Source organism: Pseudomonas sp. SED1, assembly GCF_034044025.1.
Classification (GTDB): Bacteria; Pseudomonadota; Gammaproteobacteria; order Pseudomonadales; family Pseudomonadaceae; genus Aquipseudomonas.
Map to the genome: position 1 here is coordinate 58,218 of NZ_JAXCIS010000183.1, position 25,377 is coordinate 83,594.

The 25,377-nt window shown below is 54.5% G+C and carries 22 protein-coding genes; 4 read left to right on the forward strand and 18 right to left on the reverse strand.

Features of this window, described 5'->3' with window-relative positions; all coding sequences use genetic code 11:
- The 18 genes from SNL23_RS23835 to mtnA all read right to left on the reverse strand — a co-directional run bounded on the left by SNL23_RS23835 (nucleotide 1) and on the right by mtnA (nucleotide 21,500).
- Nucleotides 1-1,257 (reverse strand): hypothetical protein, encoded by a 1,257-nt coding sequence (locus SNL23_RS23835; RefSeq protein WP_318303774.1) that lies wholly within the window; start codon nucleotides 1,255-1,257, stop codon nucleotides 1-3.
- Nucleotides 1,254-2,207 carry a glycosyltransferase gene (locus tag SNL23_RS23840; RefSeq protein ID WP_318303775.1) on the reverse strand — a complete coding sequence of 318 codons (954 nt, stop codon included), beginning with the start codon at nucleotides 2,205-2,207 and terminating at the stop codon, nucleotides 1,254-1,256. Before SNL23_RS23840 ends, SNL23_RS23835 begins: the two co-directional genes overlap by 4 nt.
- Nucleotides 2,191-3,468 (reverse strand): O-antigen translocase, encoded by a 1,278-nt coding sequence (locus tag SNL23_RS23845; RefSeq protein ID WP_318303776.1) that lies wholly within the window; start codon nucleotides 3,466-3,468, stop codon nucleotides 2,191-2,193. The genes SNL23_RS23840 and SNL23_RS23845 overlap by 17 nt, the downstream gene beginning before the upstream one ends.
- 5 nt (nucleotides 3,469-3,473) lie before the next feature.
- Entirely contained in the window at nucleotides 3,474-4,598 is a 1,125-nt protein-coding gene (locus tag SNL23_RS23850; RefSeq protein ID WP_318303777.1) for a DegT/DnrJ/EryC1/StrS family aminotransferase, read from the reverse strand.
- Nucleotides 4,598-5,530, reverse strand: a complete 933-nt coding sequence (locus SNL23_RS23855) for a GNAT family N-acetyltransferase (protein ID WP_318303778.1) — start codon at nucleotides 5,528-5,530, stop codon at nucleotides 4,598-4,600. Before SNL23_RS23855 ends, SNL23_RS23850 begins: the two co-directional genes overlap by 1 nt.
- Complete coding sequence (locus SNL23_RS23860) at nucleotides 5,523-5,975, reverse strand: GNAT family N-acetyltransferase (protein ID WP_318303779.1); 453 nt, start codon at nucleotides 5,973-5,975, stop codon at nucleotides 5,523-5,525. Before SNL23_RS23860 ends, SNL23_RS23855 begins: the two co-directional genes overlap by 8 nt.
- Nucleotides 5,976-5,991: 16 nt before the next feature.
- On the reverse strand, nucleotides 5,992-6,396 hold the full coding sequence (locus tag SNL23_RS23865; RefSeq protein ID WP_318303780.1) for a sugar 3,4-ketoisomerase: 405 nt from the start codon (nucleotides 6,394-6,396) through the stop codon (nucleotides 5,992-5,994).
- A gap of 244 nt (nucleotides 6,397-6,640) precedes the next feature.
- On the reverse strand, nucleotides 6,641-7,915 hold the full coding sequence (locus SNL23_RS23870) for a Wzz/FepE/Etk N-terminal domain-containing protein (protein ID WP_318303781.1): 1,275 nt from the start codon (nucleotides 7,913-7,915) through the stop codon (nucleotides 6,641-6,643).
- 396 nt (nucleotides 7,916-8,311) lie between these two features.
- On the reverse strand, nucleotides 8,312-8,554 hold the full coding sequence (locus SNL23_RS23875; RefSeq protein WP_318303782.1) for a LapA family protein: 243 nt from the start codon (nucleotides 8,552-8,554) through the stop codon (nucleotides 8,312-8,314).
- Between the two features lie 24 nt (nucleotides 8,555-8,578).
- Nucleotides 8,579-8,875 carry an integration host factor subunit beta gene (gene ihfB, locus SNL23_RS23880; RefSeq protein WP_003218804.1) on the reverse strand — a complete coding sequence of 99 codons (297 nt, stop codon included), beginning with the start codon at nucleotides 8,873-8,875 and terminating at the stop codon, nucleotides 8,579-8,581.
- Between the two features lie 339 nt (nucleotides 8,876-9,214).
- The gene (gene rpsA, locus SNL23_RS23885; RefSeq protein ID WP_003218806.1) at nucleotides 9,215-10,909 is read right to left on the reverse strand and encodes a 30S ribosomal protein S1; all 1,695 of its coding nucleotides are present in this window, start codon (nucleotides 10,907-10,909) and stop codon (nucleotides 9,215-9,217) included.
- 119 nt (nucleotides 10,910-11,028) lie between these two features.
- Nucleotides 11,029-11,718, reverse strand: coding sequence for a (d)CMP kinase (cmk, locus tag SNL23_RS23890; RefSeq protein ID WP_028619473.1), 690 nt, complete (start codon nucleotides 11,716-11,718; stop codon nucleotides 11,029-11,031).
- Nucleotides 11,715-13,925, reverse strand: coding sequence for a bifunctional prephenate dehydrogenase/3-phosphoshikimate 1-carboxyvinyltransferase (locus SNL23_RS23895; protein WP_318303789.1), 2,211 nt, complete (start codon nucleotides 13,923-13,925; stop codon nucleotides 11,715-11,717). The genes cmk and SNL23_RS23895 overlap by 4 nt, the downstream gene beginning before the upstream one ends.
- Nucleotides 13,926-13,953: 28 nt before the next feature.
- Entirely contained in the window at nucleotides 13,954-15,066 is a 1,113-nt protein-coding gene (hisC, locus tag SNL23_RS23900) for a histidinol-phosphate transaminase (protein ID WP_318303783.1), read from the reverse strand.
- A 9-nt stretch (nucleotides 15,067-15,075) separates the two neighbouring features.
- On the reverse strand, nucleotides 15,076-16,170 hold the full coding sequence (gene pheA, locus SNL23_RS23905; protein WP_003218812.1) for a prephenate dehydratase: 1,095 nt from the start codon (nucleotides 16,168-16,170) through the stop codon (nucleotides 15,076-15,078).
- Nucleotides 16,170-17,255, reverse strand: a complete 1,086-nt coding sequence (gene serC, locus SNL23_RS23910; protein WP_318303784.1) for a 3-phosphoserine/phosphohydroxythreonine transaminase — start codon at nucleotides 17,253-17,255, stop codon at nucleotides 16,170-16,172. Before serC ends, pheA begins: the two co-directional genes overlap by 1 nt.
- Before the next feature lie 211 nt (nucleotides 17,256-17,466).
- A complete protein-coding gene (gene gyrA / locus SNL23_RS23915) occupies nucleotides 17,467-20,121 on the reverse strand; it encodes a DNA gyrase subunit A (RefSeq protein WP_167662588.1) in 2,655 nt (884 codons plus the stop codon).
- Between the two features lie 302 nt (nucleotides 20,122-20,423).
- Nucleotides 20,424-21,500 carry an S-methyl-5-thioribose-1-phosphate isomerase gene (mtnA, locus tag SNL23_RS23920; protein WP_318303785.1) on the reverse strand — a complete coding sequence of 359 codons (1,077 nt, stop codon included), beginning with the start codon at nucleotides 21,498-21,500 and terminating at the stop codon, nucleotides 20,424-20,426.
- Nucleotides 21,501-21,608: 108 nt separating this feature from the next.
- Here mtnA and SNL23_RS23925 point away from each other — a divergent pair, with 108 nt between their 5' ends.
- The 4 genes from SNL23_RS23925 (at nucleotide 21,609) to SNL23_RS23940 (ending at nucleotide 25,308) form a co-directional block, all read left to right on the forward strand.
- On the forward strand, nucleotides 21,609-22,940 hold the full coding sequence (locus tag SNL23_RS23925) for a TRZ/ATZ family hydrolase (RefSeq protein WP_017477313.1): 1,332 nt from the start codon (nucleotides 21,609-21,611) through the stop codon (nucleotides 22,938-22,940).
- Nucleotides 22,941-23,004: 64 nt separating this feature from the next.
- Entirely contained in the window at nucleotides 23,005-23,703 is a 699-nt protein-coding gene (ubiG, locus tag SNL23_RS23930; RefSeq protein WP_017477312.1) for a bifunctional 2-polyprenyl-6-hydroxyphenol methylase/3-demethylubiquinol 3-O-methyltransferase UbiG, read from the forward strand.
- Between the two features lie 4 nt (nucleotides 23,704-23,707).
- Nucleotides 23,708-24,379, forward strand: a complete 672-nt coding sequence (mupP, locus tag SNL23_RS23935) for an N-acetylmuramic acid 6-phosphate phosphatase MupP (protein ID WP_063032175.1) — start codon at nucleotides 23,708-23,710, stop codon at nucleotides 24,377-24,379.
- A 188-nt stretch (nucleotides 24,380-24,567) separates the two neighbouring features.
- A complete protein-coding gene (locus SNL23_RS23940) occupies nucleotides 24,568-25,308 on the forward strand; it encodes a YciK family oxidoreductase (RefSeq protein ID WP_076017288.1) in 741 nt (246 codons plus the stop codon).
- Nucleotides 25,309-25,377: the final 69 nt, after the last annotated feature.

Here is a 25,377-nt window from a genome sequence, read left to right on the forward strand (position 1 = left end):
TCATTTTTTAATTCTACGAACCATCATTTTTTTGGGAACGGCTAAGTACCAACCTAAAATGGCATAGAACGCACCACCCAGAACCGGCTGAAACTGCATCCCGGATGCAAACGGCATATTAGCTAAAAAAAGCACGAAAAACCAGAGACAGGACCGATGGACAGCCTGGTTGGAGTAGTCGCACCGGATACAGGCAATACAACCTCTAATTGCGTAGCCAATTGCGATTATTGAAATCAGAAGGTAAGGCACACCACCAATAAACAGGTAGTCGAGAAAGGCATTGTGTGACATTGGAAATTCCTCATTGCCAAATACACCAGCCCCTCCCGCAAGACCCACCCCAAAAATTAATGAGAAAGGTCCATGAAAGTCCAAGACAACGGAGGGCAGCCCCCAGAGTCTGGAGACAATACTTTCAGATATAGAATAATCTGAATGAACTTCGTCTGTTGCCCCAACCCTAAAAACGTTATTAACCACAGAGACCGCATAGCTAACATCAAAGTAATATAAAAGCGCGACGAATGACGCGATCCCACTGACTAACAACAGGACAAGACCTATCTTTCCCCTGCGCAATAACGACCAAAATACCAAAGCTGAAAAGATGACAAGATTAATCACTGCAGCTTTCTGCAGAGACACTAACATTCCAATCGCGATAAAAACTAAAACTGTATATTTTACAATCTTATTGTCAATCAAAAAATATGCAAATGGTAGCGCCAACCCACCTGCGACGCCTAAAATCGTCAAGCTGCCTGCCAATGATGAATAGCGTACTAAACCGTCCCGGTAGGATGCCTCCGCAAACCAGGAAACTGCGCCAAATTTAATTTGATAAAACACAGAAAAACTGCATAAAAGTAAAAAAAACACGTAAAACTTCAAAATCTTTCGAAGTTGCTGAACATCAGAAAACCCCAGCGCCAACAACAGCACCGGCAATATAAAAACAAACCTCGCCATCGCGGTGGCGGTCAATTCTTCAGGATATCTAATAAATGATATAACAGGAATTACTAACAACGAGTACACCACCAAACAGCCGACAAGCAATAGTCCATTAATATCTACTTGACTGGTGGAACTTCTGACCAGCGCCCACCCCGAGACAAACAAGCAGAGACAGAGCACGAGAAGTGGGTAAACTGAAAATACACCCCTGACCATATGAAACATATAGAGTACAAATACCAGATATGCACATCTGAAAATAAGATCCTTGCGATTTATTATAAGAGATGCTTTCATAACCAGCCCAACTTATTTAAAACTTTTTTCAACGAGTGTTTTACCCCCTTTACAAAGCGGGAAATAAAAGGCACAAAAGACACTATATAGGCTACAATATAGATAATTTTTTTATCTAATTGAATCGCACGTCGCAGATTAATGCGCGCAAGTTTAACGTCACCTGCTTGAATATTTCGAAATGCTTCACCCGCCAAAAATCGAGAAAGCCCTTGCTCACAAGCTTCAACCAACTCAGCATTTTGACTATACTTCCCTTTAACGTAATTAATAACCTCTTCAAATTCATGAATGTATCGAGAGAGGTCTTTTCCATTATTCGTACCGTACTTTCTATATCTACACCATACTCCCGGCAGCAAGACAACTCGACCCGCCATTGAAGCTTCAATCTGGAACAGCCAGTCACTGATGTATTTTACTTTGGTTTTGTAAATATCTTTTGGCACAGCGGATGTACGAGCCATAATACTCATAGGCCCTGCAATGCCCATTTTTTTTATAATATCCGCCGAGTTATTCGTCTCATCACTTGACACCAAGTTGGTAACACCAATGATCACACCGTTATCAGAGTTAAATATTTCGACGGAATGATAGGTCATGGATATGTCTTGGTGTTGCTGCATATACTCAACCTGAAACCTTAACTTCCCAGGCAGCATAACATCATCACCAGCAAATAAAGCGATATAGTCTCCAGAGCACGCTTTGAATATTTGATCACAGTTATCAGTAATACCTAAATTCTTTTGATTTAGAAAAAGAATCATATTACTGTACTTATCTGCGTACTCTTGGAGTATTTGTTGCGTACCATCACTGGAGGCATCATCAGAGACAACCACCTCAAAATCTTCGTAGTCCTGACTAAATAAAGAATCAAGACACTCTCTTATATAACGCTCGGCATTATAAACTGGAACCATGACACTAACTTTCGCTGACATTCGCTGACCTCTGCACAAACCAATTCCGCTTAAAAACTAAGATACTTACAACTAGCCAGTAGACAAAATAATTTAACGCATGTGCCAGTACGACCCCCATCAACCCATAATAGCTGCCCAGCAACGCAGTCAATAAAACAAAGCTAAACGAAAAAACAATCTCACACCCGACGAAACCCTTAAATTGCGCACGGCTAATCATCACATAGCCCAGCACCCAACTCCCTACTTTCATGAAATCACCTACCAACTGCCAAAAAAACAAATTCTCCATAGGAGAAAATTCGCTGGAAAACAGAAGTGATACAATTAACCCTCTCAAAAAATATATACACACTCCCATTACAACTACGGCAGGAAGTACAAACTTATACACATATCTAACTTCAAAACTTACCTCCCGCAGGGATTTCAGCTCGGAGAGCCTCGGTAGCAAATAAACACTCAACGTTGACGTTAATACAATCAAGTAGGCAGAGCTGAATCTAAACATGGCTTCCCAATAACCTGCGCTCACTTGACCAAACTCACTAGTCAAGTAAGTACGAACCATCACATGACTGATCGGCACACACAGCGCGGACACCAATGCCATCGCACTGAATTTGGCAAGGTTCATCGCTACCTTTCGGTCAATCGCACCAAAGAAATAGGAGTATTTAAACCAGGATGCTCGATAGGAGATAAAAAGAGTAATAATGAAACTCAACGATTGATAAATAGCCAACGCCACAAGGGCACCGTATAAGCCCTTCATCATCGCCATAAACGCTGTAACCACTAAGGCAAAACAGCTCCCAACAATATTAGCAATAACATAACGCGAGACCTCTTTTTTGCCATTTAAAACTGCAAGTAGAAGCGCGTTAAGTGTAAAAAACGTTAATGTCGCTCCAAACCACAGAAAGACTCCACCGTATTTTTTATCATTCAAAAAAAACTCAGCCAACTGCTCATTAAATATAACAATTAGCATACTTGTAAAAATCGAAGCGCCCAGGGAAAGCGTTCCTGCCGTCCTCCAAAGTGTCCGCTGCTTCTCGGGCGAATCGAAATGCTCAGCCGTGTATTTAGTAACGCCCGTATTAATAGCACCACTGGCGAAAGTGGTAATCATCTGAACGGCGTTTTGAAACTGCCCCATCGCCGCATAACCCGACGGTCCGACATATAATGCCAGGATCTTATTAAGACCCAGCAAGGTAATCATTTTTACGAGTACCGCAATGCCATTCAAAAGGCTAGTTTTAACGAGCGTCATATAGACTAACCATTTTCTGAAAAGCTATTGCATGCCGCGACAACGGCTAACGCCTCTTCATCCGTGAGATCCGGGCTCATGGGCAAGCTCAAAATCTCATCATGAATGGACTCTGTGAGTGGGAAAGAGTAATCATTGAACTCGGGATAAGCGCCCTGCTTATGCGGCGCAATTGGATAGTGAATAAGGGTTTGCACACCGCGTTCATACAAATGCTTTTGCAGTTCATCTCTGCGCTTGCAGCGCACTACAAACAAATGCCAAACGTGACTTTCTAAGTCTACAGGATTGACACCGTGTGGGAGGGGCAATACCAATTGCTCATTTTTAAGGTTGCTCATATAAATCTGTGCGACTTTTCTACGTCGGAAAGTCTGCGCATCTAGATATTTCAGCTTAACGCTCAGCATGGCTGCTTGAATTTCATCTAAACGGCTATTGACGCCTTTATACAAATTTTTGTATTTCTCATGCGATCCGTAATTGCGCAATGCTCGAAGCACCTGAGCCAACTCGTCGTCATTAGTTGTTATAGCCCCCGCGTCACCAAGCGCGCCGAGATTTTTACCTGGATAGAAACTGAAACCTGACGCATCTCCCCAGTTCCCGGCACGTTTCCCATACAAGGCGGCACCATGAGATTGGGCAGAATCTTCGAGTAATATTAAATTGTGCCGTGTAGCAATTCTCGAGAGCTGCTCCATATCGGCTAATTGGCCGTATAGATGCACCGCCAGTATGGCTTTTGTTTTAGGCGTAATAGCTTGTTCAACGCCTACTGGACAGAGGTTATAAGTATGGCCGTCAGGCTCAACAAAAACAGGCGTTAGCTTGTTCTCTGTAATAGCCAAGACACTGGCAATATAGGTGTTTGCAGGGACAATAACCTCATCCCCATCATTGAGCTTGCCAAGCTCTTTCCAAGCTCGAAATGTTAGGATTAAGGCATCTAACCCATTGGCCACGCCGACAGTATGCTTGACGCCGCAATACTCAGAAAACGATGTTTCAAAATTCGATAGCTCTTTGCCCGCAATATACCAACCGGAGTCAATAACACGTTTACAAGCGTCGGCTAGTTCTTGTCCGATGGACGCGTTCAGTTTTTTCAGGTCCAGAAAGCTAATCATTAAATTTTGATCTCATAAAAGTCGTGAACAACAGCTCGAGCACCAAATCCTTCTTTCTGAGCTATCAAGCCTTCGTTTAAATAACGGCCGCCGTTTTCAGTAGAAATCCCAAAGCTAAAATATTTCTTATTGCTGTAAACTTTACTGACTAATTCATTTAAGACGAAATCCAAGGCCCCGACTTTTCGCCCTTCGTCGCTTGCCCCCAAGTACTGAGTATGAACAATATGCCCAAAATCATAAACTAGAGCACCAGACAGCAGTTCACCATCCTTAACAGCACCGAAAACTTTGATATTACTCGGAAAGCGATCAATTAAGGTATTAAGCTCCGCTAGCGTATGAACAGGCACAACAGAAAACTTCGCCAAGACGGAGGTTAATAAACCATAAAATGCTTCAACATCCACACCAGAACAAAATGTGACGTCATTTTTTTCGGCTTTCCTAATAACGCACTTCCTTGAATCGGATAACTTTGGAACGGCCGACAATTCAATTACCGAGGAAACGTCTCGACGAATCAGCGTTGCATTATGACGAAAAAGTGCATAGAGATCCTCTCCCGAAGGATAACGACTGAACACGTCAGGAATGCACTTATAGATAATTTTTACAACACTGGACACACGATAATGTTCGATGATGCTTTCAAAAATATCTAAAACGCTCTTACAGCTCAATTCTTTACCATATATCAAACCGGCATAACTAAGCCCAGAATGACTATAAACAACTCCATCAACCTTATTAGACGGAAACACAGCAACAGGTTTATTTTTTTTATAAACAATCAAAGACGCATCATGAAATCGATCTTCGTGATATTTAAAGTAGTTTGTCAGATGAAGAAAATTCCCATTTTTTGAGTTTTCAACAACGAAGTTCCAATCGCTTACAAGGGCCGAGTCATATCGTTTTATTTCAAACATTTTGACCGCCACCTACTTTTATCTGCATGCAATGTAAGCCATCCGAACTATTGATTACATCAAACCCTAATCGCGTATACAATTTTATTGCACGCATATTTTCTATGGAGACTTTCAAGTTAACGTTCTCTAGCCCTCGTCGACCGGCGATTTGCAGAATACCATTAACCATCTCCTGACCTAGCTTCTTCCCCCAGAGCTCTTTGACACCGATGTACCCCCAGTACTCGGCACTCCTGCCGGAGATATTTTTCAGGCCTGCCGCACCTATCCTTTCCCCATTATAAAGCACGCCATAAATGAGGTAGTCAGACCTGTCAGCTAAGCCTAAGAAAAACTCGAGCTGTTGCTCATCAGTAAAGTCAGGCGTCTGCGTTAATGTTTTTATCTCTGGGTCGCGCAACCAGACACCACTCAACACTAAAAAATCTTCGGTATAATCCACTAGACTTAACAAATTATCACCTACTCTTAGCGACATCTATAAAAGCGTCGTAGTTTCTAATGTAGTCCGATTCATCATAGTGTTCGCTTGCCAATACTAATAGTACACAATTTTCACTGAACTCGTGCATTTCACGCCACGTCATCCCTTCAATCAAAATTCCTTTAGTGGGACAGTCGAGGACTACCTCCTCGCGTGTGGTGCCATTGTCCAGCACCATACGACAACTACCGGCTACGCAAATTGCAACTTGCTTCAGAGTGTAATGGGCATGAAACCCTCTACTAACACCTTCACCTGTGCGATAGATGTAGTAGACACGCTTGATGTCGAAAGGAATGACTTCCCCCTGCTCAATCGAGACTAGGCTACCGCGGCTGTCTCCTAGTATTTGAAAATCTATCCATTTTATCAAACTCATCGATCACACCCTGGAGCTAAAAAGCGTTCTAATTCCATTTCGACCCATTCGAGCCTTATGAATTCACAAAAAAAGAAAGCACGCTAAACGTGTTCTGCCGCACAAACCTGTGACAAGCGAATAAAGACAGCTTTAATTACCACACCTTATCAAAAAAGACCACAACCAAGAAAAACACTATATAAACGTCATACCCGTTGTGTTAAGGCACGCACACCAAAGGGCGCCCCCACCCTAGAGAACTCTATCCTCGCGGCTTAAAAAAATGACGCGTCAGCGCGATACCCACCCCTGCCATTAGGCCAAAGACCATACCGAGCACCACAATCAACGTTTTTTGCGGCTTGATGGGGCTCAACGGTTCGAGGGCCTGCTTATCAACAGTCACAAGCTTTAAGCTACTCATATCGAGATTCAGGCTCTTCAACCGTGCGATTTCAGCACGTATTGGCTGAACGCCACTAAGAAACAGATCCTCATTTTCGCGCTTTTTCAGCACCTCGACCTCTCGATTGCTCTTCAACAGCGCAAGCTCTTTCGCAATTTGGGCGATTCGATTCGTCGCAAAATCATCAGATTTACGCTGCAGCAAAGCATTTCGCTCCGCCTCCAATGCATCCACCCCCAAAAAATACATTGGATTTTGCTGACTATTAACCTCCGTGCGCATAATGCTATTCGCGCCATAAGGCTCAGATTCCGACATTGATGAAGGTGTCGACGGTTTTCTTATTCCCAATTTTCGTGCTATGGAAATGGCCTCATTCAGTTGAGAAACCCGATCACCACGCTCGGTCTTCAACTGCGTACGCAATGCGCGTAGTTCATCGTCCAACCTCGCACGCGATAAGCTATCCGCCTCCAACAACGAAACTATTTTTGCCTCTTTTTCAGTTTCATATGCTGCTCGCGCCGCCGCCAACTTGCCCTTGAGTTCGTTTAATCTGTTACTTACAATAACATTTAAATCTGAACCTATCAAAGCACGCTCTTTGACCACTGCATAATCAACGAACCCATTAAGAATAGAAACGCCATCAACGCCCTGCGGATAATTAAGCTGAATTTTTACATACGCACTCAACGAATCCGACTTATTGTGGTCGGGAAGAATGATACTAACTGAGTCATGATTAAACGCCTCAAAGCTTTGCTCTAGTGTACGACCCGGTCTTACAAATGCCTCAAAAAGCTTCTGATTTGAACGAAAGAACTCCAAACGCGTCTCGTAAGATTCCAGCGAAGCACCTAATTTGCTCAAGGCCTCAGTGGGAGGAAGGCTATATATTTCTGAACGGTTTAATGCATCTAGCTCATTAAGCGCGGCGGGCCGAAGAACACTGCTAACTTGATACTCAGGGGTCGATATGAAAATACCAATACCTGCAAATAACAGCCCAACCATTACAGATGCGGCCAACAATCTTTGTTGCTGCCAAAGGGCCTTGACAATCGCCACCAAGTCTACTTCATCGGACATAGGGGCGGGGAGGGACGGAGCGCGGAAACTACTACTCACAACAAAAACCTGCCTTCAAAGAGAAACTGCGGGCTCGTTATGCAGACAAGATTGTGCGTTTTTATTGTAATTGGATGACCGCCAAAACCCAGCGTCTCTGCCGAATTGTGAGCGCACAAAATGCCCGTTATCGAGAACAGATTGCATTCTGCCATCTCTCTGACACATTACAAGTCTTGACATGTCTGTAGGAGATATCCTGATCGTTTAAGGGTAAGCCTGGCAGAGCTCGTTCTGGAAGCATGAGAAAGAAAGGAAGCTCAAAGAAACAAGCTAACAGTGGACGATACCTCTGGCTTGCAAGCGAAAACGCGTCCACATCAACACAAAACGATAGAGGAATAAAAAACAGATTTTCTGACAAACGGTCATAAATCCCGCTCAGCAATCGAAACCTCAGCCCCGTACGACTGAGACCGGTTTAGAGCGCCGACGAAGGACCAAGACCCTCAACAACGGCCCCAATAACATCCCAACGATCAAAGCCAGCACGACGAAAACCGACACCGGCATTTGCCCAGTAGCCAACCCCAAGAACGAGAGAGACACGCCCTGTTGATTCTCCAGCACAAATGCCACCACCACCAAAGCAACAATCAGCACCGCCAGCACAACTGCAACGCGCTTAACCCCACGCATAACCTTCTCCTACCCCAAAAACACTCAGACGCCTTCTTCCTCGTCTTCGTTCACCCGATCCCGCAATTCCTTGCCCGGCTTGAAGTGAGGCACAAATTTGCCGTCGAGACTGACAGACTGACCAGTCTTCGGGTTACGCCCCACACGAGGCGCCCGATAATGCAGCGAAAAGCTACCAAACCCACGAATCTCAATCCGATCGCCGGTAGCCAGGCACTGTGACATCTGTTCAAGCATGGTCTTGATGGCCAGCTCCACATCTTTGGATGAGAGCAGCCCTTGATGGGTGACAATTCGTTCGATCAACTCCGACTTCGTCATATTTTTCCCTTCTTTTTCAAGCAGCTAGGAAAAGCGCTTCGAAGGTTTTAGCATGACCGGAGGAATTTGAACAGCCCATGTATTGACTTATATTCAAAGACTTGGGGTGTAACTCGAAGAGAGCAGGCATTGCACCCCACGGCAGCCAGCCCTCGCTCAGCCTCACTGAAGCCACTCCAGCGCGATCACTGCCAGATAGAGCCTACAAGCGCGAATGTGCTGCCAGCGTGACGACAGCGCTCCAGCCGCAGAACGCCAAGGCGACGCAGCACACAACACCAAATCCCAGGCACAAAAAAGGGCGACCGAAGTCGCCCTTTTTCTATGGTCTGACAGAACTTAGTTCTGCTTTTCCATTTGTGCACGCAGCAGGTCGCCCAGAGTGGTAGGACCAGCAGAAGGCTCAGAGGTAGCTGGCTTGTCGCGCAGGCTCTGGATGGCTTCTTTCTCTTCAGCATCGTCTTTCGACTTGATGGAGAGCTGGATTACGCGGCTCTTGCGGTCAACGCTGATGATCTTGGCTTCTACTTCTTCGCCTTCTTTCAGAACGTTGCGCGCGTCTTCAACGCGGTCACGGCTGATTTCGGAGGCTTTCAGAGTCGCTTCGATATCGTCGGCCAGAGTGATGATGGCGCCTTTAGCGTCAACTTCCTTCACGATGCCTTTAACGATTGCGCCTTTGTCGTTCTCTTGAACGTACTCGGAGAACGGATCGCTTTCCAGTTGCTTGATACCCAGGGAGATGCGCTCGCGCTCTGGGTCAACCGACAGGATAACGGTGTCCAGTTCGTCGCCCTTCTTGAAACGACGAACAGCTTCTTCGCCAACTTCGTTCCAGGAGATGTCGGACAGGTGAACCAGGCCGTCGATGCCGCCGTCCAGACCAATGAAGATACCGAAATCGGTGATCGACTTGATGGTGCCGGAGATTTTATCGCCCTTGTTGAACTGGCCAGAGAAATCTTCCCATGGGTTAGATTTGCACTGCTTGATGCCGAGGGAGATACGACGACGCTCTTCGTCGATGTCCAGAACCATAACTTCCACTTCGTCGCCGACTTGTACGACTTTCGAAGGGTGGATGTTTTTGTTGGTCCAGTCCATTTCGGAAACGTGTACCAGGCCTTCCACGCCTTCTTCCAGCTCTGCGAAGCAGCCGTAGTCGGTCAGGTTGGTAACACGCGCGGTGACGCGAGTGCTTTCTGGGTAACGAGCCTTGATAGCGACCCATGGATCTTCGCCCAGCTGCTTCAAGCCCAGGGAGACACGGTTGCGCTCACGATCGTACTTCAGAACCTTGACATCGATCTCGTCGCCAACGTTGACGATTTCCGATGGATGCTTGATACGCTTCCAAGCCATGTCGGTAATGTGCAGCAGGCCATCGACGCCACCCAGATCGACGAATGCGCCGTAATCGGTGAGGTTCTTGACGATACCTTTGACTTGTTGGCCTTCCTGCAGGGATTCCAGCAGAGCTTCACGCTCGGCGGAGTTCTCTGCTTCCAGGACGCTGCGACGGGAAACGACAACGTTGTTGCGCTTCTGGTCGAGCTTGATGACCTTGAATTCGAGTTCTTTGCCTTCCAGGTGCGTGGTGTCGCGCACAGGACGAACGTCGACCAAAGAACCTGGCAGGAACGCACGGATGCCGTTAACGTCGACAGTGAAGCCGCCTTTAACCTTACCGTTGATAACGCCCTTGACCACTTCTTCAGCTGCGAAGGCTGCTTCGAGAACAATCCAGCATTCAGCGCGCTTGGCTTTTTCACGGGACAGCTTGGTTTCACCGAAACCGTCTTCAACCGAGTCCAGAGCAACGTGAACTTCGTCACCGACATTGATAGTCAGGTCACCAGCATCGTTGTAGAACTGTTCCAGCGGGATCAGAGCTTCAGACTTCAGACCAGCGTGAACGGTTACCCAGCGAGCTTGGTAATCGATATCAACGATAACACCGGTGATGATGGAGCCTGCCTGAAGGTTCAGGGTTTTTAGGCTTTCTTCAAAGAGTTCCGCAAAGCTTTCGCTCATTTTAATTCCTGTTGATAAGGGCGAAGAATACGCCCATCTCCACACCCCAGACGGTGTGGGTCAGTTTCAATTAAAAGAAGCACCACAGGACTATGACTGGTCCCCTGCGGCCTTCTTGGTCACCCGGTGATATCGCGAATGGCGATTTCACTCAAGATGCGTTCCAGCACCTGCTCGATGGACAACTCCGTGGAATCCAGCTGTATGGCGTCAGCCGCCGGCTTGAGCGGGGCTACCGCACGCTGGGTATCACGCTCATCGCGTGCACGGATCTCATCTAGCAGACTCGACAGACTAACACCATCGACTTTGCCCTTCAACTGCAAGTAACGGCGGCGGGCCCGCTCCTCGGCACTGGCAGTCAGGAAAATCTTCAGCGGCGCCTCGGGAAACACCACCGTGCCCATGTCGCGGCCGTCAGCCACCAGACCCGGCGGTTCCTGGAAAGCCCGCTGGCGCTGCAGCAAAGCGTCGCGCACCGCCGGCAATGCGGCGACCTGGGAAGCCCAGGAACCGACTTGCTCGTTGCGCAGGTCGTCGGTCACATCGTCCCCTTCCAGGATGATGCGCTGGGGATGACCTTCCGTCGCCCCGACGAACTGCACGTCAAGATGCGCAGCCAGCAGCTTCAGCGATTCTTCGTTGGTCAGGTCGACGCCATGGTTGCGTGCGGCGAAGGCCAGCAAGCGGTACAGCGCCCCGGAGTCCAGCAGGCACCAGCCCAGGCGCTTGGCCAGGATGCCGGCGATCGTGCCTTTGCCCGAGCCACTTGGCCCGTCGATGGTAATCACCGGTGCTTTGATATTCACAATTGAGCCTCTTGGGCAACACGAATGCCGACTTGGGCACACAGTGTAAGAAAATTCGGAAAAGACGTAGCCACGTTGGCACAGTCATGGATACGAATCGGCGCAGCCGCTCGCAGGGAGGCCACGCTGAAAGCCATGGCAATCCGGTGGTCGCCATGGGCATGCACTTCGCCGCCGCCTATCACGCCACCGTCGATGATAATCCCATCAGGTGTCGGTTCACACTTCACGCCCAGGGCGAGCAGACCGTCGGCCATGACCTGAATCCGATCGGACTCCTTGACCCGCAACTCCTCTGCCCCGCGCAATACCGTTCGGCCTTCGGCGCATGCCGCAGCCACGAACAGCACCGGAAACTCATCGATAGCCAGCGGAACCAACGCTTCGGGAATCTCGATCCCCTTCAACGGCGCCGCGCGAACACGCAAATCAGCAACAGGCTCGCCACCCACTTCCCGCTGGTTTTCCAGGGTGATATCCGCGCCCATCAGCCGCAGGATATCAATCACTCCGGTACGGGTCGGATTGATGCCCACATGCTCAAGCAACAGCTCGGAGCCTTCGGCAATCGACGCCGCCACCAGGAAGAACGCCGAAGAGGAAATATCCCCGGGCACTTCGATATGCGTAGCAGTCAGAGCGTGACCGGACTCGACCGAAGCCGTAGCACCCGCCACCTCCACCGGATAACCAAAACCACGCAGCATCCGCTCGGTATGGTCACGGGTCGGCGCCGGCTCGGTAATCGAGGTTTTACCCTCGGCATACAACCCGGCCAGCAACAGGCAGGATTTAACCTGAGCACTGGCCATCGGCAATGCGTAGGTCAGACCTTTAAGTGCCTGCCCACCGCGAATCGTCAGAGGTGGGCGCCCTTCCGGCCCGGTCTCGATCACCGCGCCCATTTCGCGCAATGGCTTGGCCACGCGACTCATCGGGCGCTTGGACAGCGAGGCATCACCGGTCAACACACTGTCAAAGCTCTGGGCCGCCAGCAAGCCAGACAACAGCCGCATGGAAGTGCCGGAGTTACCGAGATAGATCGGACCTGGCGCCGGCTTCAAGCCATGCAGGCCAACCCCGTGAATGGTGACGCGCCCATGGTGCGGGCCTTCAATCACTACACCCATGTCGCGAAACGCCTGCAAAGTCGCCAGGGCATCTTCACCCTCCAGGAAACCCTCTACCTCGGTAATGCCATCCGCCAGGGAGCCGAGCATGATCGAACGATGGGAGATCGACTTATCCCCAGGCATCCGAATCTGCCCGCTCAAGCGGCCACCGGGACTGGCGAGAAACACCAGGTCATCAGCGTTTGCGGCAGCATCCATATAAGCCCGGCGCGCCAGAATCTTGCTGAAATGCTCCCGTGCCACCCGCGCACGGGTGAACACGCCCAACAACTGATGCCCGTCGCCTGCATCCACCGCGTCGCGCAAGGCGTCGAGGTCGCTGCGGAACGTATCCAGGGTGCGCAAAACTGCGTCGCGGTTGGCGAGGAATATGTCGTGCCACATCACCGGGTCGCTACCGGCGATCCGGGTAAAGTCGCGGAAACCACCGGCGGCGTAACGGAAAATCTCGAGGTTCTCGTTGCGCTTGGCAAGCGAATCCACCAGCCCAAACGCCAGCAAATGTGGCAGGTGACTGGTCGCCGCCAACACTTCATCGTGGCGCTCGACCTGCATATGCTCGACATCCGCCCCCAGCTCGCGCCAGAGCCGATCCACCACGGCCAATGCCGCAGGATCGGTTTCATCCAGCGGCGTCAGAATCACTTTATGGCGACGGAACAGCTGCGCATTGGACGCCTCAACGCCGCTCTGCTCTGACCCGGCAATCGGATGCCCGGGCACAAAGCGCGCAGGCATGCCACCGAAGGCCAGCCGCGCCGCACGCACCACATTGCCCTTGGCACTGCCGACATCGGTCAGGATCGCCTGCCCAAGGTCCATGCCGGCCAACAGCGTCAGCAACTTCTCCATGGCCAGGATCGGTACCGCCAACTGAATGACATCCGCACCCTGGCAGGCAACGGCGAGGTCCGCCTCACAGCGGTCCACCACGCCCAACTCCACCGCCAGCTTGCGCGACTGCGGGTCCAGGTCCACACCGACCACTTCGCCACACAGCCCGCTTTCCCGCAGGCCCTTCGCGAAGGAGCCGCCGATCAATCCCAGACCGACCACCACCAGGCGACCGATCATAGGCACAGCAGGTTGCAATGCAGTGACATCAACCACGAGCCAGAACCTTGGCCAGCGCCTCGAGGAAGCGGCTGTTTTCAGCAGGCAGTCCGATGGTGATGCGCAAGTGGTTCGGCATGCCGTAATTGGCCACCGGACGCACGATCACACCTTCACGCAACAGGCCCTGGAACACAGGAGCGGCCACTTGACCCAGGTCGACACAAATGAAGTTGCCCTTGGAAGGAATCCAACCCAGGCCCAACTCACTGAAGCCTTCCTGCAACTGCAGCATGCCGCTTTCGTTGAGGCGACGGCCTTCTTCAAGGTATTCAGCGTCCTGCACCGCAGCGCAAGCCGCCGCCAGCGCGAGGCTGTTGACGTTGAATGGCTGGCGAACGCGGTTCAGCACATCGGCTACCACCGGGGTGGACAAGCCATAGCCGACCCGTAGCGACGCCAGGCCGTAAGCCTTGGAGAACGTACGCGAGACCAGCAAGTTCGGATAAGCCGCGAGGAAGTCCAGGCCGTCCGGCAGGTCGCTGCCTTCGGCGTACTCGATGTAAGCCTCGTCCAGCACCACCAGCACGTGCTCAGGGACGTCTTGCAGGAAGTTGTCCAGCACCTCGGCGCTGAACCAGGTACCGGTCGGGTTATTCGGGTTGGCGATAAACACGACGCGGGTCTGCTCGTCGATGGCCGCCAGCATGGCCGGCAGGTCATGCCCCCAATCCTTCGCAGGAATCACGCGAGCTTCAGCGCCCACGGCCTGGGTCACGATCGGATAGACCGCAAACGCATGCTCACTGAACACGGCGTTTAGGCCCGGCGCCAGATAGGCACGCCCGACCAGCTCAAGAATGTCGTTGGAGCCGTTACCCAAGGTCACCTGATTCAGCTCAACGCGGCATTTTTCCGCCAACAAGGACTTGAGCTCAAAACCATTCCCATCCGGATACCGAGTCAGCTCAGCCAGCGCGTCACGAATCGCAGCCAATACCTTGGGGCTTGGGCCCATCGGGTTTTCGTTACTGGCCAGTTTTACGATCTTCGACGGATCCAGGTTCAACTCACGCGCCAGCTCGTCCACAGGCTTGCCCGGAACGTAAGGCGACAGTTGTTGCACGCCCGGCTGTGCCAGGGCGAGGAAGTTGCCACTCATGTTAAAGCCTCACAAAACCGCTTTCGGGTAAGAGCCCAGCACCTTGAGTGCCACGGCTTCCTGACTGATTTTCTCGAGCACACCCTTGACCAGTGGGTCGCGGTGATGGCCGACGAAGTCGATAAAGAACACATAAGTCCATTTACCGCTGCGCGAAGGACGTGTCTCGATTCGCGTCAGGTCAATCCCGTTGTCGTGGAACGGCACCAGCAGCTCATGCAGCGCGCCAGGCTTGTTGCTCATGGAAACGATGATCGACGTCTTGTCGTCGCCGGTCGGCGGCACTTCCTGGCTGCCGATCATCAGGAAGCGCGTGGAGTTATCCGGGCGGTCCTCGATTTTCTCGGCCAGGCGCGTCAGGCCATACAGACCAGCGGCCATGTCGCCGGCAATCGCCGCCGAATTCCACTCACCCTTGACCCGCTTCGCCGCTTCGGCGTTGCTGGACACTGCCACGCGCTCCACATTCGGGTAGTGCGCGTCCAGCCACTTGCGGCACTGGGCCAGGGACTGGGCGTGGGAATAGATGCGGCTGATGCTGTCGGTCTTGGTGTTTTCGCCCACCAACAAGTGGTGGTGGATACGCAGCTCAACTTCGCCGCAGATCACCATGTCGTGCTCAAGGAAGCTGTCGAGGGTGTGGTTGACGGCGCCTTCGGTGGAGTTTTCCACCGGCACCACGCCAAAATTCACCGCCCCGGCTGCCACTTCACGGAACACTTCGTCGATCGCCGCCATCGGCTTGCTGATCACAGCGTGGCCAAAATGTTTCATGGCCGCGGCTTGGGTGAAGGTGCCTTCAGGACCGAGGTAAGCCACTTTCAGCGGCTGCTCCAGCGCCAGGCACGAAGACATGATTTCACGGAACAACCGCGCCATCTCTTCGTTGCCCAACGGGCCCTTGTTGCGTTCCATCACGCGCTTGAGCACCTGGGCCTCACGCTCCGGCCGGTAGAACACCGGCACTTCGCCTTCAGCCAGGGAAGCCATCTTCACCCGTGCAACTTCCTGGGCACACCGCGCGCGCTCACTGATCAACTCCAGGACTTTCTCGTCCAGGCTGTCAATGCGTACGCGCAGGGCCTTGAGTTCTTGCTCAGACATTAGCCGTGTTCCTTTTCGAACTCTGCCATGTAAGCCACCAGCGCCTTGACGGCGTGGATATCCACAGCGTTATAGATGGAGGCGCGCATGCCACCTACCGAACGGTGGCCCTTGAGGTTCAACAGGCCGCGCTCGTCGGCGCCGACCAGGAATGGCTTGTCCAGGCGGTCGTCAGCCAGACGGAACGGCACGTTCATCCACGAACGGTCAGTCAGGTTGATCGGGTTGCTGTACAGGCCGCTGGCGTCGATGAAGTCGTACAAGGTACGTTTCTTCTCTTCGTTGAGCTTGCCCATGGCAGCCACGCCGCCCTGCTCTTTCAGCCATTCGAACACCAGACCAGAAAGGTACCAGGCGAAGGCCGGCGGCGTGTTGTACATCGAGCCGTTGTCGGCCGCGACCTTGTAGTTGAGCATGGTCGGGCACAGCGAGCGCGCACGCCCCAGCAGGTCTTCACGGATGATGTTGACCAGAATGCCGCTCGGGCCGATGTTCTTCTGCGCACCGGCGTAGATCATGCCGTACTTGGACACATCGATAGGCCGCGAGAGGATGTCCGACGACATGTCGCACACCAGCGGAACATCACCCACTTCCGGCACCCAGTCGAACTCCAGGCCGCCGATGGTTTCGTTCGCTACGTAGTGAACATAGGCCGCGTCTTTCGACAGCTTCCACTCGTTCTGACCGGGGATGGCGAAGTAGTCGTAAGGCTTGGCAGTGCCCGCCACATTGACGTGACCGTAACGGGAAGCCTCTTCAATGGCCTTCTGCCCCCAGATACCGGTGTCGATATAGTCGGCAGTGCCATCTTCCGGCAGCAGGTTCAGCGGGATCTGGGCGAACTGCTGGCTCGCACCGCCTTGCAGGAACAACACTTTGTAGTCAGACGGGATGTCCAGCAAGTCGCGCATATCCTGCTCGGCCTTGGTGGCAATGGACACGAACTCATCGCTGCGATGGCTCATTTCCATCACGGAGAGGCCTTTTCCATGCCAGTCGAGGAGTTCACCCTGCGCGCGCTGCAGGACTGCTTCAGGAAGCGCCGCGGGGCCGGCACAGAAGTTATAGGCTCTCTTGCTCACATCCAATCTCTCTGATCTGGTGGGACTGAAATCAAACACTGTAGGAGCGAGCTTGCTCGCGAAAAACCCGAGAGCGCAAGGGCGTATCAGGCAGCCCGCGTTATCGTTGGCGATTTTCGCGAGCAAGCTCGCTCCTACAGGGGGCGGCGTTGTATTTCAAAGGGGACAAACAACAAGGGGGCGAATCTTCATCCGCCCCCTGTGTGTCCGCTTATTCCTGCGGTTCTTCTTCGTCTGCGGCAGCGTCGAGTGTTGGCTCGTCGACGTTGTCATCGCCTGCTGCGATCACCTCGCCTTCAAACTCCTCACCTTCCAGCTCTTCGCCTTCCACTTCCGATGGCTCCTGGACACGCTCAAGGCCGACCAGTTTTTCGTCCTTGGCCAGCTTGATCAAGGTCACACCCTGGGTGTTACGTCCCAGGCTCGAGACTTCATCAACCCGGGTACGCACCAGGGTGCCCTGGTCGGAAATCAACATGATCTCCTCGCCGTCGAGCACCTGGACCGCGCCGACCAGACGGCCATTGCGGTCGTTGCTGACCATGGCGATAACGCCCTGGCCACCACGTTTGTACTCCGGGAACTCGCTGATAGCGGTGCGCTTGCCATAACCACGTTCGGAAGCAGTGAGGATCTCGCTGCCTTCTTCCGGGATCAGCATCGAAATCAGCTTCTGGCCTTCCGGCAGACGCATGCCGCGCACACCGCGGGCGGTACGGCCCATGGCGCGAACGTCGGACTCCTTGAAGCGCGTAACCTTGCCGCCGTCGGAGAACAGCATGACTTCACGCTCGCCGTCGGTGATGGCCGCGCTGATCAATACGTCGCCTTCGTCCAGTTCGAGGGCGATCAGGCCCACGCTGCGTTGACGGCTGAAGGATTCCAGCGGGGTCTTCTTCACGGTGCCCTTGGCGGTGGCCATGAAGATGAAGTGACCTTCGGTGTACTCGTCTACCGGCAGCATGGTGGTGATGTATTCATCACTGTCCAGCGGCAGCAGGTTGACCAACGGACGACCACGGGCGGCGCGGGACGCTTCCGGGATCTCGTAGGTTTTCAGCCAGTACACCTTGCCCTTGCTGGAGAACAGCAGCAGCGTGGTGTGGCTGTTGGCAACCAGCAGGTGAGCGATGTAGTCCTCATCCTTGACGCCGGTAGCCGATTTGCCTTTACCGCCACGACGCTGTGCCTGGTACGCAGCCAAAGGCTGGGTCTTGGCATAGCCACCGTGGGAGATGGTCACGACGCGATCTTCTTCCGGGATCATGTCACCCAGGGTCAGGTCGAGACGGGCATCGAGAATCTCGGTGCGGCGCACGTCGCCGTATTCGGCGCGGATCACTTCCAGTTCTTCGCGGATCACTTCCATCAGGCGCACGGCGCTGTTGAGGATGCGGATCAGCTCGCCGATCTGGTTGAGAATCTCCTGGTACTCGGCCAGCAGTTTCTCGTGTTCCAGGCCGGTCAGACGGTGCAGACGCAGTTCCAGAATGGCCTGGGCCTGTTCCGGGGACAGGAAATACTTGCCGTCGCGCAGGCCGTATTGTGGGTCCAGAGTCTCCGGACGGCACGAATCGGCACCGGCCCGTTCAACCATCGCCACTACGGCGCTGGATTCCCACGGCATCTTGATCAACGCTTCTTTAGCTTCCGACGGGGTCGGCGAAGCCTTGATCAGGGCAATGACCGGGTCGATGTTCGACAACGCAACCGCCTGGCCTTCCAGGATGTGGCCGCGTTCACGGGCCTTGCGCAGTTCGAACACGGTACGGCGGGTCACCACTTCGCGGCGGTGACGCACGAAGGCTTCCAGCAGATCCTTGAGGTTCAGGATGCGCGGACGGCCGTCGATCAGCGCTACCACGTTGATACCGAATACGCTTTGCAGCTGGGTCTGTGCGTAGAGGTTGTTGAGGATCACCTCAGGCACTTCGCCACGACGCAGCTCGATCACCACGCGCATACCGTCTTTGTCAGACTCGTCGCGCAGTTCGGTGATGCCTTCCAGCTTCTTCTCTTTAACCAGCTCGGCGATCTTCTCGATCAGACGCGCCTTGTTCAGCTGGTAAGGGAGTTCGGTAATGACGATCTGCTGACGGCCACCGACCTTGTCGATGTCTTCGATCATCGAGCGGGCGCGCATGTAAATGCGACCACGACCGGTGCGGTAGGCTTCGATGATGCCGGCGCGACCGTTGATGATCGCGGCAGTCGGGAAGTCTGGACCCGGGATGTATTGCATCAGCTCATCGATGGTCAACTCAGGGTTGTCGATGAGGGCCAGGCAACCGTCGATGACTTCACCGAGGTTGTGTGGCGGGATGTTGGTGGCCATGCCCACGGCGATACCGCTGGAGCCGTTGACCAGCAGGTTGGGAATACGGGTCGGCATGACCGCCGGGATCATTTCGGTGCCGTCGTAGTTCGGCACCCAGTCCACGGTTTCTTTGTGCAGGTCAGCCAGCAGCTCGTGCGCCAGCTTGGTCATGCGCACTTCGGTGTATCGCATGGCCGCAGCGTTGTCGCCGTCGACCGAACCGAAGTTGCCCTGGCCGTCTACCAGCAGGTAGCGCAGGGAAAACGGCTGGGCCATCCGAACGATGGTGTCGTACACCGCAGTGTCGCCGTGAGGGTGATACTTACCGATCACGTCACCGACAACACGGGCAGATTTCTTGTACGGCTTGTTCCAGTCGTTACCCAGCTCGCTCATCGCGAACAGCACACGCCTGTGCACGGGCTTCAAGCCATCGCGCGCATCAGGCAGTGCCCGACCGACAATTACGCTCATCGCGTAGTCGAGGTAGGACTGTTTCAGCTCGTCTTCGATATTGACCGGGAGGATTTCTTTGGCCAGTTCGCCCATGAGAAGCCTGATTCCTTTTTCGGGTGAAACCTCGTCACATCCTATGGGACGAACGAAGCTCGCCGCTGCTGGCATGATGCCTGGCAACGACTTACGACAAATCAACGAGTTATGACACGGATCTGCGCATTAAAGGTTACCCCTTGGGGTGACCCTGGAAACCGCCGGATGTTATCACAATCGCCGCCACGCACCTATCCCCCTGATGCGCATGGAGCATAGTAAGTTGACGGATGACAGGCTTGACGGCGACGAGAGGGGCTTAGAACTGAATCCAGGATGTTTTTTGGGGGCGAATTGCCTTAATGCAGGCGTTTACGACACATCAATTGCGCCATCTTCGCCGCGTCCGGGCGTTCGACGATGCCTTTTTCAGTGACGATCACATCAATCAGGTCCGCTGGCGTTACATCAAACACCGGATTGAAGGCGTCTACATCGGCGGCTACGCGGGTGCCACCGACTTCCAGCAGCTCCCGGGCATCGCGTTCTTCAAGCGGCACGTCATCACCACTGGCCGCCATCAGGTCGATGGTGGAGCTGGCTGCCACCACCATGAAGCGCACGCCGTGGTGCATGGCGCACACCGCCAGCTGATAGGTGCCGATCTTGCTGACCACGTCACCATTGGCGGCAATGCAGTCGGCACCCACGATCACCCAGGTCACGCCTTTGGTCTTGAGGATATGCGCGCCCGCCGAATCCGCATTCACGGTCACGGGGATGCCCTCATTGGCCAACTCCCAGGCCGTCAGCCGCGAGCCTTGCAGCCAGGGCCGGGTTTCGTTGGCGTAGACCCTCTCCACCATGCCCTCCAGGAACGCCCCGCGAATCACGCCGAGGGCCGTACCCACGCCACCCGTAGCCAGCGCGCCCGCATTGCCATGGGTCAGAATCGCCTGGACGTTGCCCTGGTGCTTGCGGATCAGTTCCACACCCAGTTGCGCCATGGTCAGGTTGGCTTCGCGATCGCTTTGGTGAATCGCTACCGCCTCGGCTTCCAGCACCGCCAGCGGGTCGGCGTGTTTCTTGAGGCGATCGAGGCAATCACGCATGCGCTTCATGGCCCAGAAAAGATTCGACGCCGTCGGACGGGTATCCGCCAGCAATGCGTAGTCCTCCTCCCAGGCAGCCTGCCAGTCATCGCCCTCGGCGATGTGAGCACGGACGGCCAGCACCAGGCCATACGCCGCACTGATGCCAATGGCCGGCGCACCGCGCACCACCATCGAGCGAATGGCCTCAGCCACCTCGGCAGCACTGCTGCAGACGACCCAGGTTTCTGCAGACGGCAAAACACGCTGATCGAGCAGGTACAGTGCGCCATCACGCCAGTCGATGGCCTTCACTTTCTCCGCAGCCAACAGTCGATCGCGCATCCCTCACCCCGCACTCATGAACAAAAGCCGCCGATTATAGCGATCCGCCAGCCAGGACGCTCGGGTATACTTCGCCGTTCTTTATAGATGCCAGGGAAACCACCCTCGATGACGCCAACTGCCGCCCCGCTCGACTTATTGCTGCTGCCCACCTGGCTGGTACCTGTCGAGCCTGCCGGCGTAGTGCTCAAGGAGCACGGCCTGGGCATTCGTGACGGGCGCATTGCGTTTATCGGCCCACGCGCCGCGGCCTTGAAGCTCGCAGCGACCGAAGTGCGCGAACTGCCGGGCATGCTGCTCAGCCCCGGCCTGATCAACGCCCACGGCCACGCGGCCATGACGCTGTTTCGCGGCCTGGCCGACGACCTGCCGCTGATGACCTGGCTGGAAAACCACATCTGGCCCGCCGAAGCCAAGTGGGTCGACGAAGCCTTCGTGCGCGACGGCACTGACCTGGCGATCGCCGAGCAGATAAAGGGTGGTATCACGTGTTTCTCGGACATGTACTTCTTCCCGAAAGTCGCCAGTGAACGCGTGCACAACGCAGGCATCCGTGCGCAAATCGCCATCCCGATCCTGGATTTCCCGATTCCCGGTGCCGCTGACGCCGACGAGGCGATTCGCCAGGGCGTCGAGCTGTTCGGCGACCTCAAGCATCACCCACGGATCAAAATCACCTTCGGCCCCCACGCGCCGTACACCGTCTGCGATGAAAACCTCGAAAAAATCCGCATGATTGCCGAGGAGCTGGACGCCTCGATCCACATGCACGTGCATGAAACCGCCTTCGAAGTGCAGCAGTCCGTTGAACAGCGCGGTGAACGCCCGCTGGCACGGCTTGGCCGCCTCGGCTTGCTGGGGCCGCGCTTCCAGGCTGTTCACATGACCCAAATCAGCGATGACGACCTGGCTTTACTGGTAGAAAGTAACACCAGCGTGATCCACTGCCCGGAATCCAACCTGAAACTGGCCAGCGGCTTCTGCCCGGTGGAACGCCTGTGGCAAGCCGGCGTCAATGTGGCAGTAGGCACCGACGGCGCCGCCAGTAACAATGACCTCGACCTGCTGGGCGAAACCCGCACCGCCGCGTTGCTGGCCAAGGCCGTCGCCGGCTCGGCCACCGCCCTGGATGCCCACCGCGCCTTGCGCATGGCCACCCTCAACGGCGCCCGGGCCATGGGCCTGGAAAGTGAAATCGGCTCGCTGGAAGTCGGCAAGGCCGCGGATATCGTGGCCTTCGACTTGTCGGGCCTGGCGCAACAACCGATCTACGATCCGGTCTCACAGCTTATATATGCCACCGGACGCGATTGTGTGAAACACCTTTGGGTCGGCGGCAAGCAATTGCTCGACGACCGGCAACTGACCCGCCTGGATGAACAACAGGTGTGCGCCACGGCCATCGCCTGGGGCCAGCGCATCAGCGGACACAGCGAATAACGCCGGCCCTGGCAGCGCATGCCAGGGCGGGCAAAAACGTTTTATCAGATTTAGAGGATTCCCCATGAGCAACGTCGACCACGCTGAAATCGCCAAATTCGAAGCCCTCGCCCATCGCTGGTGGGACCGCGAAAGCGAGTTCAAACCCCTGCACGACATCAACCCGCTGCGGGTCAACTGGATTGACGAACGCGTCAACCTGGCCGGCAAGAAGGTGCTGGATGTGGGTTGCGGCGGCGGGATTCTCAGCGAATCCATGGCCCAGCGCGGCGCCACCGTGATGGGTATCGACATGGGTGAAGCGCCATTGGCCGTGGCCCAGTTGCATCAGCTGGAATCCGGCGTGAGCGTCGAATACCGCCAAATCACCGCCGAAGAGCTGGCCGAAGAGATGCCCGGGCAGTTCGATGTAGTCACCTGCCTGGAAATGCTCGAGCACGTGCCGGACCCATCCTCGGTGATCCGTGCCTGCTTCCGCATGGTCAAGCCCGGTGGCCAGGTGTTCTTCTCCACCATCAACCGCAATCCGAAGGCCTATCTGTTCGCGATCATCGGCGCCGAATACATCATGAAGCTGCTGCCTCGCGGCACCCATGACTTCAAGAAATTCATCCGCCCTTCCGAGCTGGGCGCCTGGAGCCGCCAGGCCGGGCTGACCGTCAAGGACATCATCGGCCTGACCTACAACCCGCTGACCAAGCACTACAAACTGGCCAGCGACGTTGACGTCAACTACATGATCCAGACCCTGCGCGAGGAGTAAGCCTGTGAAGTTGCGAGCGGTTCTTTTCGACATGGACGGTACCCTGCTGGACACCGCGCCTGACTTTATCGCCATCTGCCAGGCCATGCGGGCTGACCGCGGCCTGGCACCGATGAACGACCAACACATCCGCGATGAAATCTCCGGCGGCGCCCGGGCGATGGTGGCCGTGACCTTTTCCATGGACCCCGAGTCCCCAGGCTTTGAAGAGCTGCGCCAGGAATTCCTGGAGCGTTACCTCAAGGGCTGCGCGATTCACAGCAAGCTGTTCGAGGGCATGGAAGAGCTGCTGGTGGATATCGAGAAATCCAAGCTGATCTGGGGCGTGGTCACCAACAAGCCACTGCGCTTTGCCGAACCGATCATGCAGCAACTGGGCCTGGCCGAACGCTCGGCGCTGTTGATCTGCCCGGACCACGTGAAGAACAGCAAGCCGGACCCGGAGCCGTTGATCCTGGCGTGCAAGATGCTCGACCTGGACCCGGCGAGCGTGCTGTTCGTGGGTGATGACCTGCGGGACATCGAATCGGGCCGCGACGCCGGCACCCGCACTGCGGCGGTCACCTACGGCTATATCCACCCGGACGACAACCCGCGTAACTGGGGTGCCGACGTGGTGGTGGATCACCCGCTGGAATTGCGCAAAGTGCTGGATAGCGCACTGTGCAGCTGCTGATTGGGACTGCCTGAGGTAGATGCAACTTTGTGGCGAGGGAGCTTGCTCCCGTGGGGTTGCGAAGCAGCCCCGCTTTTCGCGACTGCTGCGCAGTCGAACGGGAGCAAGCTCCCTCGCCACAGAAGCCTTAGCCAGCCTTAGCCGCAATCAATCACATGGATTTTCTGTGAACTTTGTCGAGGTTGTTTATGTTTGATTACTCCGCACGTCCAGAACTGCTCAAGGGCAGAGTCATCCTGGTCACTGGCGCCGGTCGCGGAATCGGTGCCGCAGCGGCAAAAACCTATGCTGCCCACGGCGCCACCGTGCTGTTGCTGGGCAAGACCGAAGCCAACCTGGCCCAGGTGTATGACGAAATCGAAGCCGCCGGCCAGCCACAGCCCGTGGTGATCCCGTTCAACCTGGAGACCGCCCTGCCCCATCAATACGATGAGTTGGCAGCGATGATCGAAAAGGAATTCGGCCACCTCGACGGCGTGCTGCACAACGCCTCGATCATCGGCCCGCGCACGCCCATCGAACAGTTGTCCGGTGAGAACTTCATGCGGGTGATGCACGTGAACGTCAACGCGATGTTCATGCTGACCAGCACGCTGTTGCCGCTGCTCAAGCTGTCCCAGGATGCGTCGGTGGTGTTCACTTCCAGCAGCGTGGGCCGCAAGGGCCGGGCTTATTGGGGGGCGTACGGGGTGTCGAAGTTTGCCACCGAAGGCCTGATGCAAACCTTGGCGGACGAGTTGGATAACGTTGCACCAGTGCGTGCCAACAGCATCAACCCAGGCGCAACCCGCACCAGCATGCGGGCGCAAGCGTATCCAGGGGAGAACCCGACCGATAACCCGACACCGGAAGAAATCATGCCGGTGTACCTGTACCTGATGGGGCCGGACAGTACCGGCATCAATGGGCAGGCGTTTGACGCGCAATAACTATCTGGAACATAGCGCAATCTAATGTGGGAGCGGGCTTGCTCGCGAAGGCGGTGGATCAGTCGATAT

What these genes read in the sequence shown, in the direction of transcription:
- SNL23_RS23835 (WP_318303774.1), bottom strand. Translation starts at nt 1,257, where the DNA reads ATGAAAGCATCTCTTATAATAAATCGCAAGGATCTTATTTTCAGATGT.
- SNL23_RS23840 (WP_318303775.1), bottom strand. Translation starts at nt 2,207, where the DNA reads ATGTCAGCGAAAGTTAGTGTCATGGTTCCAGTTTATAATGCCGAGCGT.
- SNL23_RS23845 (WP_318303776.1), bottom strand. Translation starts at nt 3,468, where the DNA reads ATGACGCTCGTTAAAACTAGCCTTTTGAATGGCATTGCGGTACTCGTA.
- SNL23_RS23850 (WP_318303777.1), bottom strand. Translation starts at nt 4,598, where the DNA reads ATGATTAGCTTTCTGGACCTGAAAAAACTGAACGCGTCCATCGGACAA.
- SNL23_RS23855 (WP_318303778.1), bottom strand. Translation starts at nt 5,530, where the DNA reads ATGTTTGAAATAAAACGATATGACTCGGCCCTTGTAAGCGATTGGAAC.
- SNL23_RS23865 (WP_318303780.1), bottom strand. Translation starts at nt 6,396, where the DNA reads ATGAGTTTGATAAAATGGATAGATTTTCAAATACTAGGAGACAGCCGC.
- SNL23_RS23875 (WP_318303782.1), bottom strand. Translation starts at nt 8,554, where the DNA reads ATGCGTGGGGTTAAGCGCGTTGCAGTTGTGCTGGCGGTGCTGATTGTT.
- ihfB (WP_003218804.1), bottom strand. Translation starts at nt 8,875, where the DNA reads ATGACGAAGTCGGAGTTGATCGAACGAATTGTCACCCATCAAGGGCTG.
- rpsA (WP_003218806.1), bottom strand. Translation starts at nt 10,909, where the DNA reads ATGAGCGAAAGCTTTGCGGAACTCTTTGAAGAAAGCCTAAAAACCCTG.
- SNL23_RS23895 (WP_318303789.1), bottom strand. Translation starts at nt 13,925, where the DNA reads ATGATCGGTCGCCTGGTGGTGGTCGGTCTGGGATTGATCGGCGGCTCC.
- hisC (WP_318303783.1), bottom strand. Translation starts at nt 15,066, where the DNA reads ATGAGTGGCAACTTCCTCGCCCTGGCACAGCCGGGCGTGCAACAACTG.
- pheA (WP_003218812.1), bottom strand. Translation starts at nt 16,170, where the DNA reads ATGTCTGAGCAAGAACTCAAGGCCCTGCGCGTACGCATTGACAGCCTG.
- gyrA (WP_167662588.1), bottom strand. Translation starts at nt 20,121, where the DNA reads ATGGGCGAACTGGCCAAAGAAATCCTCCCGGTCAATATCGAAGACGAG.
- mtnA (WP_318303785.1), bottom strand. Translation starts at nt 21,500, where the DNA reads ATGCGCGATCGACTGTTGGCTGCGGAGAAAGTGAAGGCCATCGACTGG.
- SNL23_RS23925 (WP_017477313.1), top strand. Translation starts at nt 21,609, where the DNA reads ATGACGCCAACTGCCGCCCCGCTCGACTTATTGCTGCTGCCCACCTGG.
- ubiG (WP_017477312.1), top strand. Translation starts at nt 23,005, where the DNA reads ATGAGCAACGTCGACCACGCTGAAATCGCCAAATTCGAAGCCCTCGCC.
- SNL23_RS23940 (WP_076017288.1), top strand. Translation starts at nt 24,568, where the DNA reads ATGTTTGATTACTCCGCACGTCCAGAACTGCTCAAGGGCAGAGTCATC.